This window comes from Methylobacterium fujisawaense, assembly GCF_014138435.1.
In the GTDB taxonomy this organism is placed as follows: domain Bacteria; phylum Pseudomonadota; class Alphaproteobacteria; order Rhizobiales; family Beijerinckiaceae; genus Methylobacterium; species Methylobacterium fujisawaense.
Window position 1 is genome coordinate 117,301 of record NZ_JACJIM010000001.1, and the last position, 13,095, is coordinate 130,395.

12 protein-coding genes are annotated in these 13,095 nt (G+C 69.0%); 8 read left to right on the top strand and 4 right to left on the bottom strand.

Going from position 1 to position 13,095, the window contains the following annotated elements:
• Window positions 1–250: 250 nt before the first annotated feature.
• Window positions 251–718, top strand: coding sequence for a BLUF domain-containing protein (locus GGQ91_RS00540; RefSeq protein ID WP_043352241.1), 468 nt, complete (start codon window positions 251–253; stop codon window positions 716–718).
• Window positions 719–727: 9 nt separating this feature from the next.
• Complete coding sequence (locus GGQ91_RS00545) at window positions 728–1,186, top strand: response regulator (protein WP_043352244.1); 459 nt, start codon at window positions 728–730, stop codon at window positions 1,184–1,186.
• Between the two features lie 132 nt (window positions 1,187–1,318).
• Here the strand turns inward: GGQ91_RS00545 and GGQ91_RS00550 are convergent, their stop codons facing one another.
• Window positions 1,319–2,932: a peptide chain release factor 3 gene (locus tag GGQ91_RS00550; protein ID WP_043381739.1), complete on the bottom strand. Its 1,614-nt coding sequence runs from the start codon at window positions 2,930–2,932 to the stop codon at window positions 1,319–1,321.
• A gap of 185 nt (window positions 2,933–3,117) precedes the next feature.
• On the opposite strand from GGQ91_RS00550, the gene GGQ91_RS00555 reads away from it, so the two are divergent.
• Complete coding sequence (locus GGQ91_RS00555; RefSeq protein ID WP_182591151.1) at window positions 3,118–4,647, top strand: DUF1800 domain-containing protein; 1,530 nt, start codon at window positions 3,118–3,120, stop codon at window positions 4,645–4,647.
• On the top strand, window positions 4,644–5,831 hold the full coding sequence (locus GGQ91_RS00560; RefSeq protein WP_182591152.1) for a DUF1501 domain-containing protein: 1,188 nt from the start codon (window positions 4,644–4,646) through the stop codon (window positions 5,829–5,831). Before GGQ91_RS00555 ends, GGQ91_RS00560 begins: the two co-directional genes overlap by 4 nt.
• Window positions 5,832–6,090: 259 nt before the next feature.
• On the opposite strand, the gene GGQ91_RS00565 is transcribed toward GGQ91_RS00560, so the two are convergent.
• Window positions 6,091–7,137: a threonine aldolase family protein gene (locus GGQ91_RS00565; protein ID WP_043347325.1), complete on the bottom strand. Its 1,047-nt coding sequence runs from the start codon at window positions 7,135–7,137 to the stop codon at window positions 6,091–6,093.
• Between the two features lie 222 nt (window positions 7,138–7,359).
• On the opposite strand from GGQ91_RS00565, the gene rpsU reads away from it, so the two are divergent.
• Window positions 7,360–7,695, top strand: coding sequence for a 30S ribosomal protein S21 (gene rpsU, locus GGQ91_RS00570; protein ID WP_043381746.1), 336 nt, complete (start codon window positions 7,360–7,362; stop codon window positions 7,693–7,695).
• A 245-nt stretch (window positions 7,696–7,940) separates the two neighbouring features.
• On the opposite strand, the gene GGQ91_RS00575 is transcribed toward rpsU, so the two are convergent.
• Window positions 7,941–8,333 (bottom strand): response regulator, encoded by a 393-nt coding sequence (locus tag GGQ91_RS00575; RefSeq protein WP_043381749.1) that lies wholly within the window; start codon window positions 8,331–8,333, stop codon window positions 7,941–7,943.
• A 321-nt stretch (window positions 8,334–8,654) separates the two neighbouring features.
• Between GGQ91_RS00575 and GGQ91_RS00580 the strand changes: the two genes are divergently transcribed.
• Entirely contained in the window at window positions 8,655–9,440 is a 786-nt protein-coding gene (locus GGQ91_RS00580; protein WP_043353480.1) for a class II glutamine amidotransferase, read from the top strand.
• Between the two features lie 101 nt (window positions 9,441–9,541).
• Entirely contained in the window at window positions 9,542–10,975 is a 1,434-nt protein-coding gene (locus GGQ91_RS00585) for an NAD-dependent succinate-semialdehyde dehydrogenase (RefSeq protein ID WP_043353478.1), read from the top strand.
• A 44-nt stretch (window positions 10,976–11,019) separates the two neighbouring features.
• On the opposite strand, the gene GGQ91_RS00590 is transcribed toward GGQ91_RS00585, so the two are convergent.
• Window positions 11,020–11,226, bottom strand: a complete 207-nt coding sequence (locus tag GGQ91_RS00590; protein ID WP_043353476.1) for a SlyX family protein — start codon at window positions 11,224–11,226, stop codon at window positions 11,020–11,022.
• Between the two features lie 380 nt (window positions 11,227–11,606).
• Here GGQ91_RS00590 and GGQ91_RS00595 point away from each other — a divergent pair, with 380 nt between their 5' ends.
• Window positions 11,607–13,082 carry a methyl-accepting chemotaxis protein gene (locus GGQ91_RS00595; protein WP_182591153.1) on the top strand — a complete coding sequence of 492 codons (1,476 nt, stop codon included), beginning with the start codon at window positions 11,607–11,609 and terminating at the stop codon, window positions 13,080–13,082.
• Window positions 13,083–13,095: the final 13 nt, after the last annotated feature.

The following is a 13,095-nucleotide window of genomic DNA, read 5'->3' on the forward strand; positions in this document are numbered from 1 at the left end:
CGCAACCGGCATGCCAGGGCTAAGTCTTTGAAATTTCAGAGTCGCGGCGTTCCGGACCCGGCAGGGTTCGCCGGGCGCGGCGGCGGTCCCGGCAGATCCTGCCGGGTGGGATCCACGCCCGGTCAGACGCGATCCGGCCGCGTTTACGCGGTGTTATTCCACACGCGCGAAGATACGGCCGGGCCAGGGCCACGCGCGGTGCGTCCTGACCGGAAGCGTCGAACGGATACGGATTTCGGATCTCGGGATCATGCGGGCGAAACGGACGAGCCTCGTCCACATCATCTACTTCTCACGCCTGAACCTGTCGTCCGAACCGGCGAAGAGGTCCGAGCAGATCAATGAAATCGGCCGGACCGCCCAGAAGAAGAACGAGTTTGCGGTGATCACAAGCTTCCTGGTCATCGAGGGAAATTTCGCCTGCCAGGTGATCGAAGGCGAGCGCTCGTCGGTGCACGAGACCTTCGACCGGGTGAGCGCGGACAGCCGCCACCGGGATGTCCAGATCAGCGAGTGGCGCGAAATCGCCAAGCGCGAGTTCGTCCACTCGTTCAAGAGCGCGCAGCGTACCGCCGGCAACGACACGCTGTTTGCGAAGGCCAACCTTCTGCCGATGCTCCAGCGCGGCACGCCGAAGGCATCCGCGATCCACGGGCTTTGCCTGTCGCTCCAATCCGACGCGATGTCCCGGCAGGGCATCGACCATCTTTTCATCTGAGCCGCGCCGATGTCCGAGAGCGATACGCCCCCGATCCTCATCGTCGACGATCAGGAGAAGCTTCTCCGGCTGATCGTGATGCTGATGACACGCATCGGCTTCCCGGATGTCGAGGGCGTCACCAGCGCGACGGAGGCCCTGGAGCGGATGCGGCAGCGCCGCTACGCTCTGGTGATCTCCGACCTCGACATGGAGCCGATGGACGGGCTCAGCCTGCTGCGCGAGATCCGGGCCGACGACGCGCTGATGAACACGCCCTTCATGCTCACCGAATCGTCCTTCGACTTCGAGGACATCAACCTCGCCCACCAGGCGGGCGCGGACGCCTTCATCCTCAAGCCGTTCGACATGGCGGTGTTGAAGTCGAAGCTGAAGCAGGTGCTCAACCGCAAGCCGCGCAAACGTGAAATGCCGATCGCCTCGGAGTCGAGTCTGAGCGTCGAATTCCCGATGCTCGGCAAGTTCTGACGCGGCCCTGGCGTCGCGGGGGCGGCACTGCGGTCCGGGCAGCGCCGCCGCGATGAGCGTGGCGCCGCCGAATTGTCACGCCGCGCGCGCCGACGCGCGGCGCCCGCTGTCGGAGCGGGGCTCCGGACCGGCTCACACCGCCCGCTTCTGATAGTCCTTCACATCGGTGAAGCGCACCGCCGGGTAGCGCTCCTCTTCGTAGCGGAGCGAGAACGCCGTGGTCGCCATGAAGACCGGGGCCCCGTCGAGGTCCTTGGCCATGGCCGAGCCGTGCGAATCGACGAACTTGTCGAGTTCCGCCTCCGAGTCGGACGACACCCAGCGGCAGACCGAGAACCGCGAGGTCTCGTAATCCACCGGCAGGCCGTACTCGGCCTGGAGCCGTTCCTTGAGCACGTCGAGCTGGAGCGCGCCGACCACGCCGACGATCGCCTGGCTGCCGTCCTGCGGCACGAAGACCTGAACGACGCCTTCCTCGCCCATCTGCTGCAGCGCCTCGCGGAGCTTCTTGGCCTTCATGGCGTCGGTGAGCTTGATCCGGCGCAGGATCTCGGGCGCGAAGCTCGGCACGCCGCGGAACACGAGGTCCTCGCCCTCGGTGAGCGTGTCGCCGATCCGCAGCGTGCCGTGGTTCGGGATGCCGACCACGTCGCCGGCATAGGCCTCGTCGGCGATGGCCCGGTCCTGGGCGAAGAAGAATTGCGGCGCCGAGAGCGAGATCGGCTTGCCGGTGCGCACCAGCCGGGCCTTCATGCCCCGGTTGAGCTTGCCCGAGCAGACCCGCATGAAGGCGATCCGGTCCCGGTGGTTCGGGTCCATGTTCGCCTGGATCTTGAACACGAAGCCGGTCATCCGCGGCTCGGTCGGCTCGACGAGGCGCTTGTCGGCATCCTGGCCGCGGGGCGGCGGGGCCACCTTGGCGAGACCGTCGATGAGGTCGCGCACGCCGAAATTGCGCAGCGCCGAGCCGAAGAACACCGGCGTCAGGTGTCCCTCGCGGAACGCGTCGAGGTCGAAGGGCTTCAGGCCGCCCTCGGCCAGCTCCACCTCCTCGCGCCACGCGTCCGCCGCGCCGTCCTCGGTGAGCAGCTCGTCGAACAGCGGGTCGTCCGGGCCGGACACCGCCACCATCCCGGCATCCTCGGCGGCGTCGAGCCGGCGCACGCGGTTGCCGCCGAGTTCGTAAGTTCCCGAGAAGTTGCGGCCGGTGCCGATCGGCCACGTCACCGGGGCGACGTCCAGCGCCAGCGTCTTCTCGATCTCGTCGAGCAGCTCGAACGGGTCGCGGGCCTCGCGGTCGAGCTTGTTGATGAAGGTGACGATCGGGATGTCGCGGAGGCGGCAGACCTCGAACAGCTTGCGGGTGCGCGCCTCGATGCCCTTCGCCGCATCGATCACCATGACGGCCGAATCGACCGCCGTCAGCGTCCGGTAGGTGTCCTCCGAGAAGTCCTCGTGGCCGGGCGTATCGAGGAGGTTGAAGACGCAATCGCCGTACTCGAAGGTCATCACCGAGGTGACCACCGAGATGCCGCGCTCCTTCTCGATCCCCATCCAGTCGGACCGGGTCGAGACGCGGTTGCGCTTCGCCTTCACCTCGCCGGCGAGCTGGATCGCACCCCCGAACAGGAGCAGCTTCTCGGTGAGCGTGGTCTTGCCCGCGTCCGGGTGGGAGATGATCGCGAAGGTGCGCCGCCGCGACACCGGATCGGCCGGCCTCGCCTCGGTCTTGGTCTGCATCAGCATGGAGCGAACGCTCTGGATCGGCGGAACGTGGTGGTGCGCGGCGCGGCATTCGCGCGGTCTCGGGATCGTGTAGCGGCAAGCCCCGATATTGGCAAAGACGCCGGCATGATGGGGCCGCCTTTCAGGCACGGTACAGGGACACGACACCACGCTGCCCCGACCGATCCACGCACCGCGAGGCTGCGATGTCGCGCGCCGCAACACGCTGTTGTCTGGTTGCTGGTCTGTTGGTGGCCTGGGCGGGCCCGGGGCCCCGTGCGGCCGACGCGCCGCCGCAGGCCGCCGCGGCCGATGCCGCCTTCCTCGATGCCCTGACCTGGGGCGCCACCCCGTCTGCCTTCGCGCAGCTCACCGCGGAGGGGCGGGCACGGTGGCTGCAGGCCCAGCTCCATCCGCCGGCCGAATCGCGCCTGCCGCCCGCCGCCCAGGCGCAGGTCGACGCGCTGACCCCGCCGGGCAGCCTGTTCGAACGGGCCCAGGCGCTGGATGCGCAGGCCAAGGCGTTCAAGGACATCCAGGACCCCGACGCCAAGAAGGCCGCCCAGCAGGCCTTCCAGGCCGCGCTGAACATGGCCGCGCGGAACGCCGCCTCCGTCTGGGTGCTGCGGGCGCTCTACAGCCCCGATCAGCTGCGCGAGCGGCTGACGTGGTTCTGGTTCAACCGGTTCAACGTGCATCAGGGCAAGTCCACCCTGCGCGCCGCGGTGGGCGACTACCTCGACACCGCGATCCGCCCGCACGTGCTCGGGCGCTTCCGCGACCTGCTGATGGCGAGCCTGCGCCACCCGGCGATGCTGCGCTACCTCGACAACGACGCCAACGCGGCCGGCCGGCCGAACGAGAACTACGCCCGCGAGATCATGGAGCTGCACACGATGGGTGTCGGCTCCGGCTACACGCAGGGCGATGTCGAGGCGCTGGCCCGGATCCTGAGCGGGGTCGGCATCAACATGAAGCCCGAGACCCCGAAGCTTCGCCCCGAGCATGCCGCCGATTTCCGCCGGGACGGCCTGTTCGCGTTCAACCCCAACCGGCACGATTACGGCGACAAGGTCTTCCTCGGGACCCGCATCCAGGGACGCGGCTGGCCGGAGATCGAGGAGGCGGTGGATCTGATCGCCCGCCATCCCGCCACCGCCACCAACGTCTCCCGGGCGCTCGCCACCTACTTCCTCGGGCAGCCGCCCGACGACGCCCTGGTGGCGCGGCTCGCCGCCGTCTTCACTCGCAGCGACGGCGACATCGCCGCGGTGATGGAGGCGCTGGTGCGCGAGCCGGCCTTCACGGCCGAGCGCGGCGGCGCCTTCAAGGACCCGGTGCGCTACGTCTTCTCCGCCCTGCGCATGGCCTACGACACAAGGGTGATCCGCAACGCCGGCCCGGTGCTCGGCTGGCTGAACCGCCTCGGCGAGGGCCTGTTCAACCGGTCGACGCCGGACGGCTACCCCCTCGACGCCGCCGCCTGGAGCGGCCCCGGGCAGCTCGCGACGCGGTTCGAGATCGCCCGGCAGATCGGGTCGGGCTCGGCCGGCCTGTTCAAGCCGACGCTGCCCGATCAGGTTGAGGAGCCGGCCTTCCCGGTGCTCGCCAACGGGCTCTACTTCTCGACGCTGTCCGGCACCCTGTCGGCGGCGACGCGGGCGGCGCTCGCCCAGGCGGTGTCGCCCCAGGACTGGAACACCCTCTACCTCGCCTCGCCGGAGTTCATGCGATGAACCGTCGCGACCTGATCCGCGCCGCCGCGGCTTTCGGCCTGTCCACGGTGGCCGGCCGCGTCTGGGCGGCCCCCAAGACCGATGCGCGCCTCCTCGTGGTGTTCCTGCGCGGCGCCTACGATGCCGCCAACGTGGTGATCCCCACCGGCAGCGACTTCTACTACCGGTCGCGGCCGAACCTCGCGATCGGCAAGCCGGACGCCGCCGACCCGAAGGCCGCCCTGGCGCTCGACGCCGACTGGAGCCTGCACCCGGCGTTGCGCGAGACGCTCCTGCCGCTCTACGCCAAGGGTCAGGCCGCCTTCGTGCCCTTCGCCGGCACCGACGACATGACCCGGAGCCATTTCGAGACCCAGGACACGATCGAGATGGGCCAGACGGTCGGGTCCGGCCGCGACTACAATTCCGGCTTCATGGCCCGGCTGGCCGCGGAGCTGACCCGGGTCCGGCCGATCGCCTTCACGGATCAGATGCCGCTGATCTTCCGGGGCGGCGAGACGGTGCCCAACATCGCCATCAACGGCGTCGGCAAGCCCGGCATCGACGACCGGCAGGCGCGCCTCATCGCCGCCATGTACAGCGACACCAAGCTGGCCGCCGCCGTGACCGAGGGGTTCCGGGTGCGCGACGCGGTCTACCAGACGATTTCCGACCATGCCGGTCAGGCCGACCGCGGAGCGGTCTCGCCCAAGGGCTTCGAGCTGTCGGCGCGGCGGATCGGCCGCCTGATGCGCGAGAACTTCAATCTCGGCTTCGTGGATGTCGGCGGCTGGGACACGCACGTGAACCAGGGTGCCGGCACCGGCTACCTCGCCGACCGGCTCGGCGAGCTGGGGCGGGGCCTGTCCGGCTTCGTCGAGGAGATCGGGCCCGGCTGGTCCGACACGGTGGTGGTCGTGCTGTCGGAGTTCGGGCGCACCTTCCGGGAGAACGGCAGCCGCGGCACCGACCATGGCCATGGCAGCGTCTACTGGATCCTGGGCGGCGGCGTCCGGGGTGGGCGGATCGCCGGACCGCAGGTGCGCGCCGACGAGGCGCACCTGTTCCAGAACCGGGACTATCCGGTGCTCACCGATTACCGGGGGCTGCTCGGCGGGCTGTTCCGGCGCCTCTACGGGCTCGATCAGGCGAGTCTGCGCCGGATCTTCCCGAGCGCGGAGCCGGCGGATCTCGCGCTGCTGTAGGGGGCAAGCAGAAGACTGAGGCGTCGCACCCGGCCCACTGGAGTCTGGGTATTCGGGGCCGCCGTCATCGCGAGCGCAGCGAAGCGACCCAGGGCTGCACGACATCGGCAGGCGTCGCGCGAGACGGGGTTGCTTCGCTGCGCTCGCGAGGACGACCGTGCGCGGGCCGCGCCAGCGTCTTGACGCTCCTCAGGAAAACCAGACACCAGCGCGCGAAACACCTTCGGTGGGGCGGCTCTGCACCCCCATGTCCACCCCGTCAGGCCGCCGCAGCCGCCAGCGTGCGCAGGTCCCGGACCAGCTCGTCCACCCGCTCGGGGCGGGCATCCCAGGCGAACATGAAGCGCGCCCCGCCGCCGATGAAGGTGTAGAACCGCCAGCCCCGGGCGCGCAGGCCCTCCATCGTGGCGGCCGGCATCGTCAGGAAGACGGCGTTCGCCTCCACGGGAAACAGCGCCCGCACCCCCGGCAGCCCGGCGACGGAGTCGGCGAAGTGCCGGGCGCAGGCATTGCCGTGGGCCGCATTCCTCAGCCACGCGCCGCTCTCCAGCATGCCGACCCAGGGGGCGGCGAGGAAGCGCATCTTCGACGCGAGTTGGCCGGCCTGCTTACACCGGTAGCCGAAATCCTCGGCGAGCTTGCGGTCGAAGAACACCACCGCCTCGCCGGCATGCATGCCGTTCTTGGTCCCGCCGAAGCACAGGACATCGACACCCGACCGCCACGTCATGTCGGCGGGGCTGCAGCCCAGACTCGCGCAGGCATTGGCGAAGCGAGACCCATCCATGTGCAGGGCGAGCCCCAGCTCGCGGCAGGTCGCCGACAGCGCCCGCAGCTCGGCGAGGCTGTAGACCTGTCCCGTCTCGGTGGGCTGCGTGATCGTCACCACCCGAGGCCGCGGAAAGTGGATGTCGCTGCGGTTCTGGGCGAGCCCGCGGATCGCCTCCGGCGTGAGCTTGCCGCCCTCGGTCCGGACGGTGAGCAGCTTGGAGCCGTTGGAGAAGAATTCCGGCGCGCCGCACTCGTCGGTCTCCACATGGGCCGAATCGGCGCAGATCACGCTGTGGTAGGATTGGCATAGCGCGGCCAGGGCCAAGGCGTTGGCGGCGGTGCCGTTGAAGGCGAAGAACACCTCGCATTCGGTCTCGAACAGGTCCCGGAACGCGTCCGCCGCCTTGGCCGTCCAGGCATCCTCGCCATAGGCCGGGGCGTGGCCGCGATTGGCCGCCTCCATGGCTCCCCAGGCTTCCGGGCAGATGCCGGAATAGTTGTCGCTGGCGAATTGCTGCGAGTCGTCGTGTCTCATCCGCGCAACCTAGCACGACGCAGACGCAGATGGATCGCGCGGGCAGGTTGGAACTGGTGCGCGCTTGGTGTAATAGCCCCGTCAAGGCGTGAGCTCCACGCCGATTCGGAAACCGACGTTCCCGTCCCCCTCGGGTTCATCCCGGGCGAGGGACGTTGCCGGTTTCCAGATCGGCGGCGGGCCGCGTGAACCCAGAACTTCAGGTCCAGAGGATCAAGTCCGTTGCAGGTACTCGTTCGCGACAACAACGTCGATCAAGCGCTCCGCGTCCTCAAGAAGAAGATGCAGCGCGAGGGCATCTTCCGCGAGATGAAGCAGCGCAAGGCTTATGAGAAGCCGTCCGTGCGCAAGGCCCGCGAGAAGGCGGAGGCCGTGCGCCGCGCCCGCAAGCAGGCTCGCAAGACCGCTATCCGCGAGGGCCTGATCGCCGCGCCGAAGCCGAAGCCCCGTTTCCCCGCCGGCAGCCGTCGTCCCGGCTTCCCGTCGCCGTCCGCTGCGCCGGCTCAGGGCGGCAACGCCTCGGGTCAGACCCCGGTCAGCCCGGCTCCCGCCGCCTGAGCGACGTCACATCGGTTGTGAAAGAGCCCGGCCCGCGCGAGCGGCCGGGCTTTTTCTTTGCGGCGCGCAGCAGCCGGGCGAGACAGCAGTTCAACGAAAACGTCGGACGGGCACGTTCCGGCGATGCCGCCGTCCTTGCGTGCGCCACGAGAACCGGGGCTGCGCCACGTCAGGAGACGTCACGCAGCCCTGGTCGCGTCGCTGAACGCGCGAAGACGTGAAGGGATCGCGTCGGCGCGCCGGGCTCAGGCAGCCTTGGCGGCCATGGTCGCGTGCTCGGCCTGGACCAGCACGTCGAGGGCCCGCCACGGCTTCTGCATGTAGACCGCCTGGTCGGGGAGCCGCGCATCCCGGCCCGCGCCGGAGGTCACGACCACGCGCACGTCCGGCCAGCGCCGCTTGACGGCCTGGGCCAGGGTCACCCCGTCCATCGCACCGGGCAACCGCACGTCGGCGAAGAGCAACGCCACCGTCACGTCGGAGCGCTCCAGCACGGACAGGGCCGCCTCCGCGCTTTCGCAGGCGATGACTCCGAGGTCGGTTTCTTCAAGCACCGCGGTGGCGAGATCGCGCACGGCCGCATCGTCCTCCACGACGAGAGCCACGGGGGCGGATCCGTCGGGCACTGCGCAATCCATAAAAGTCTCCTGCTGTTGGTGCCTTGCCCCGCTTCGGGCGACCGCCTCCTGGGCGGCGTTCTGATTCCCCGATTTGGCCATGCTGACCCTTCATGAGACGGCTCACAAGAGTCGCGTCGCCGCGCCGGCGAATGCCTGCCCTGCGATCAAGCGGCACCGATTTCATGCGGAACGCACGAAAATGGCGCAGTTTCCGACCGGTTAAGAAACTGTTCACCGGAGTGGACCGACTGTTAACGTCCTGCGGCGGAACGTCTCCACCCTCCGAGGGGCGTTGCGCGGGATCGTACGTGGACCTGAGCTGAAGGATCATCGTCCGTCATGTGCCGTTTCCTCGCCTATAGCGGTGAGCCGGTTTTCCTCTCCGACCTCGTCTGCGCGCCGACCCACTCGCTGGTGCATCAGTCCCTGCACGCCGACGAGGGGAAGACCGAAACCAACGGCGACGGCTTCGGCATCGGCTGGTACGCCGAGCGGCCCGAGCCGGGGGTCTATCGCGACATTTCCCCGGCCTGGTCGGACGAAAATCTGGTGAACCTGTGTGGACAGGTGCGGGCACGCACGTTCTTCGCGCATGTGCGTGCGTCGACCGGGACCGCCACGGCCCGGGCGAATTGCCACCCGTTCGTCTACGGCCGGCATCTGTTCATGCATAACGGTCAGATCGGCGGCTACCACCGGATCAAGCGGCGGCTCGAAGCGCTGATCCCGGATACCTATTACGACCACCGTCGGGGCAGCACGGATTCGGAGGCGATTTTCCTGCTGGCACTCGCCAACGGCCTCGAGGAGGATCCCGTCGGCGCGATGGCGCGGACGCTCAAGACCGTGCGCGAGCTGATGGAAGCCGCCAGCGTCAGCGAGCCGCTGCGCTTCACCGCGCTGCTTACGGATGGCGAGACGCTCACCGCCTACCGCTGGGCCTGCGATGGCCGGCCGCCGAGCCTGTATTTCCGCGAGGGGCCGGGGGGCATCGTGGTGGTGTCGGAGCCGATCGATGGCTGTCGCGAGGGATGGCAGGTGGTCCCGAAAGGCGCGACCCTCCGCGCCCGCCACGGGACCGCGACCCTTGTCCAGGCACCGGAGCCCGCCCGCGCCGCCGCCTGAATACAGACGGTTCCAGCTATGCCGCCGCGGGGATTGCCCGGGCGCGCCACATCGGCACAGTCCGCCTGCGGCCGATGGTGCGGCCGAGCGGGAATCGACCGATGTATCCGGATACCGAGCTTCACATCGCCGGGCGCTGGCGCGCGGGTGCCGACCGGGAGACCCTGGGAGTCCTGAACCCGGCTTCGGGTGAGACGATCGGCCGGTGCGCCGTCGCCACCACGGCGGATCTCGACGAGGCCCTGGCGGCCGCGTCCCGCGCTTTCCCGGCCTGGCGCAGCGTCGCGCCCTTCGAGCGCGCCAAGGTGATGCGGAAAGCCGCCGACCTCCTGCGCGCGCGGGTCGACGAGATCGCCCGGACCATGACCCTGGAGCAGGGCAAGCCGCTCGCCGAGTCGCGGGTCGAGACCCTGGCGGCGGCCGACATCATCGATTGGTTCGCCGAGGAGGGTAAGCGCGCCTACGGCCGCGTCATCCCGGCCCGCGCCGACGGCGTGCTGCAGGTGGCGGTGCGCGAGCCGGTCGGCCCGGTGGCCTGCTTCACCCCCTGGAACTTCCCGATCAACCAGGCGGTCCGCAAGATCTCGGCGGCGCTCTGCACCGGCTGCACGGTGATCCTCAAAGGTCCCGAGGACACGCCGGCGAGCTGCGCCGCCCTGGTTCGCGCCTTCCTGGATGCCGGCATCCCGGGGGACGCGCTCTCGCTGGTCTACGGCGACCCGGAGACCATTTCGGCCTACCTGATCCCGCATCCCGTGATCCGGAAGATCTCGTTCACCGGCTCGACCGTGGTCGGCAAGAAGCTCGCGGCACTCGCCGGCGCGCACATGAAGCGGGCCACGATGGAGCTCGGCGGCCACGCCCCCGCGATCGTGTTCGGCGACGCCGACGTGGAGAAGGCGGTCGCCGTCCTGGCCCCCTCGAAGTTCCGCAACGCCGGCCAGGTGTGCGTCTCGCCGACCCGCTTCCTCGTGCACGATTCGGTCTTCGACCGCTTCGTCGAGGGCTTCACCAATTTCGCCAAGGCCGTGAAGGTCGGCGACGGGCTCGATCCCGAGACCAAGATGGGACCGCTGGTCCACGGGCGGCGCCTCGACGCCGTCACGGCGCTGGCGGCGGACGCCGAGTCGAGCGGCGCGACGCTGCGCGCCGGCGGCAAGCGCATCGGCAACCAGGGTAACTTCTTCGAGCCGACGGTCTTTACCGAGGTGCCGCTGACCGCCCGGATCATGAACGAGGAGCCCTTCGGGCCCCTGGCGATGATCAACCGGTTCTCCGACGACGGCGAGGCGCTCGCCGAGGCCAACCGTCTGCCCTACGGGCTCGCGGCCTACGCCTATACCCGCTCCGCCGAGCGGGCGGCGCGGGTGTCGAACGCGGTCGAGAGCGGCATGATCTCCATCAACCACCACGGCCTCGCCCTGCCGGAGACGCCGTTCGGCGGCGTCAAGGATTCGGGCTACGGCAGCGAGGGCGGCCCGGAGGCGCTCGACGCCTACCTGGTCACCAAGTTCGTCACGCAGGCGAACTTCTGACGCGCGGGTCGGCGCGTCGTACCCCGGCGCGCCGGCTCCCTCCGTCAGTAATGAGGCGGCGGCGGCTCCAGCCCCCGCGGCGCCGCCCGGGCGGCCGCCTCCTCGACCTGCTCCCGCAGCATGTCCAGCTGCCGCACCAACCGGTCGATGACGCGCCATTGCTCGGTCACGGTGCGGTTCAGGTCCTCGATCGTCGCGTCCTGCTCGGTCAAACGGATCTCCAGGCGATCGATCCGGGTGTCCTCGTCCATGTCCGACCTCCAGTCAGTGCCGTGCCGACAGTCGCCTCGACCGACTTGGATCGGCCCGTCGACGTTCGCCCCGTCCTAGCGCAGACCGCGAGCCGCGCCATCCGGCTGAGTACCTCAGCGCACGATGGCCCGAAATCCGATCGAATGAGCCATTTGCGGCATTTCTCGATCCGAATACACATGAATAACGACCGAAACAAATAAAATTACCAAATGATCCGCCATCTTTAAGGCGCCGACAAGCCGATTGACCAATGCGAAACAGATTTGCAATACTCTAAGCTAGGCTTTAAAACAGATGAAACGGCGCGCCTGCGATCAAATGTATCGCTGTGAGATCAATATAATTCATAAATAAAAACAGACAGGGACGTTTTCAAATGGCGATATTTGGTTCTCGCGACAACGCCCTGCTCGCGGCCATCGATCGGACGATGGCCCGCGTGGAATTCGATCTCGACGGCATGGTCACCGATGCCAACGCGATCTTCCTCGCGCTCGTCGATTACACCCTCGAAGAGGTTCGGGGCCGGCATCACAGCCTGTTCGTGCCGGAATCCGAGCGGTCGGGTTCGGACTATGCCGCCTTCTGGGACGGGCTGCGCGCCGGCCGGCACGAGACCCGCGCCTTCCCCCGCCTGACCAAGTCCGGCCGGATTGTCTGGATCCAGGGGTCTTACAATCCGATCCTCGATCGACGCGGCAAACCGATCAAGGTGGTCAAGCTCGCCACCGACATCACCGCGGAGCGCGCACGCAACGCGCTCTACGCCGGCCAGATCGCGGCCCTCGACCGCTCGCAGGCGACGATCAGCTTTGCCCTCGACGGCACGATCGTGGACGCCAACGCGAACTTCCTGGCCACCCTGGGCTACACCCTGGAGGAAATCCGCGGGCGGCATCACCGGATGTTCCTGCCGCCGGCCGAGGCGGCGAGCGCGGATTATGCCGCGTTCTGGACCGCCCTCGGCAACGGCGAGTATCAGGCCGGGGAGTTTCGGCGGATCGGAAAGGGCGGCCGCACGGTCTGGATCTTCGGTGCCTACAACCCGATCCTCGACACCGACGGCAAGCCCTGCGCGGTGGTCAAGTTCGCCACCGACGTGACCCGGCAGGTCGAGGATCGGCAGCGCCGGGCCGAGAGCCAGCGCGCCATCGATGCCGATATCGCGGCGATCCGCGAGTCCATGAGCCGGGTCGTCCGGCAGGCCGACGACACAGCGGAAGCGTCGAGCCAGACCACCCAGAATGTCGAAGCGGTCGCGGCCGGTTCGGAGGAATTCGCCGCTTCCATCGAGGAATTGAGCCGTCACGCGCTGCAGGCGAAATCGTCCGTCGACCTGGTCGTCTCCCGCGCCGAGGAGGCGGCCGCGATCGTCGTGGGCCTCACCGGCGCCGCCGACCGGATCGGAGCGGCGGTGAGCCTGATCCGTTCCATCGCCGACCAGACGAATCTGCTGGCGCTGAATGCCACCATCGAGGCGGCCCGGGCCGGGGCGGCCGGCAGGGGCTTCGCCGTGGTGGCCGCCGAGGTGAAGGCCCTCGCCGGGCAGACCGCAAAGGCGACCGGAGAGATCGGCACCCAGATCGCCGCCGTGCAGGCCGAGACCGCGCGGGCGGTCGCGGCGATCGACGGGATCGGCGGGACGATCGGACAGCTGAGTGCGCTCTCGCTGAGCGTGTCGTCAGCCGTGACCGAACAGGCGACGGTGACCCGCGACATGACCGAGAACATGCAGGCCGCCGCGCAGAGCGTCGCGGCCGTGCACGCCGCCATGGCGGAGATCGCGGCCTCGGCGGCCGTCGTCGACACGTCGGTGCGGAAGGTCTCCGAGGCGGCCCGCGCCCTGGCGTGAGCGACCCGGCCGC

Excerpts from the sequence above, each read along its gene's own strand:
- GGQ91_RS00580 (WP_043353480.1), top strand. The coding sequence starts at position 8,655 with ATGTGCCGTTTCCTCGCCTATAGCGGTGAGCCGGTTTTCCTCTCCGAC.
- GGQ91_RS00585 (WP_043353478.1), top strand. The coding sequence starts at position 9,542 with ATGTATCCGGATACCGAGCTTCACATCGCCGGGCGCTGGCGCGCGGGT.
- GGQ91_RS00575 (WP_043381749.1), bottom strand. The coding sequence starts at position 8,333 with ATGGATTGCGCAGTGCCCGACGGATCCGCCCCCGTGGCTCTCGTCGTG.
- GGQ91_RS00555 (WP_182591151.1), top strand. The coding sequence starts at position 3,118 with ATGTCGCGCGCCGCAACACGCTGTTGTCTGGTTGCTGGTCTGTTGGTG.
- GGQ91_RS00595 (WP_182591153.1), top strand. The coding sequence starts at position 11,607 with ATGGCGATATTTGGTTCTCGCGACAACGCCCTGCTCGCGGCCATCGAT.
- GGQ91_RS00550 (WP_043381739.1), bottom strand. The coding sequence starts at position 2,932 with ATGCTGATGCAGACCAAGACCGAGGCGAGGCCGGCCGATCCGGTGTCG.
- GGQ91_RS00560 (WP_182591152.1), top strand. The coding sequence starts at position 4,644 with ATGAACCGTCGCGACCTGATCCGCGCCGCCGCGGCTTTCGGCCTGTCC.
- GGQ91_RS00565 (WP_043347325.1), bottom strand. The coding sequence starts at position 7,137 with ATGAGACACGACGACTCGCAGCAATTCGCCAGCGACAACTATTCCGGC.
- GGQ91_RS00545 (WP_043352244.1), top strand. The coding sequence starts at position 728 with ATGTCCGAGAGCGATACGCCCCCGATCCTCATCGTCGACGATCAGGAG.
- GGQ91_RS00540 (WP_043352241.1), top strand. The coding sequence starts at position 251 with ATGCGGGCGAAACGGACGAGCCTCGTCCACATCATCTACTTCTCACGC.
- GGQ91_RS00590 (WP_043353476.1), bottom strand. The coding sequence starts at position 11,226 with ATGGACGAGGACACCCGGATCGATCGCCTGGAGATCCGTTTGACCGAG.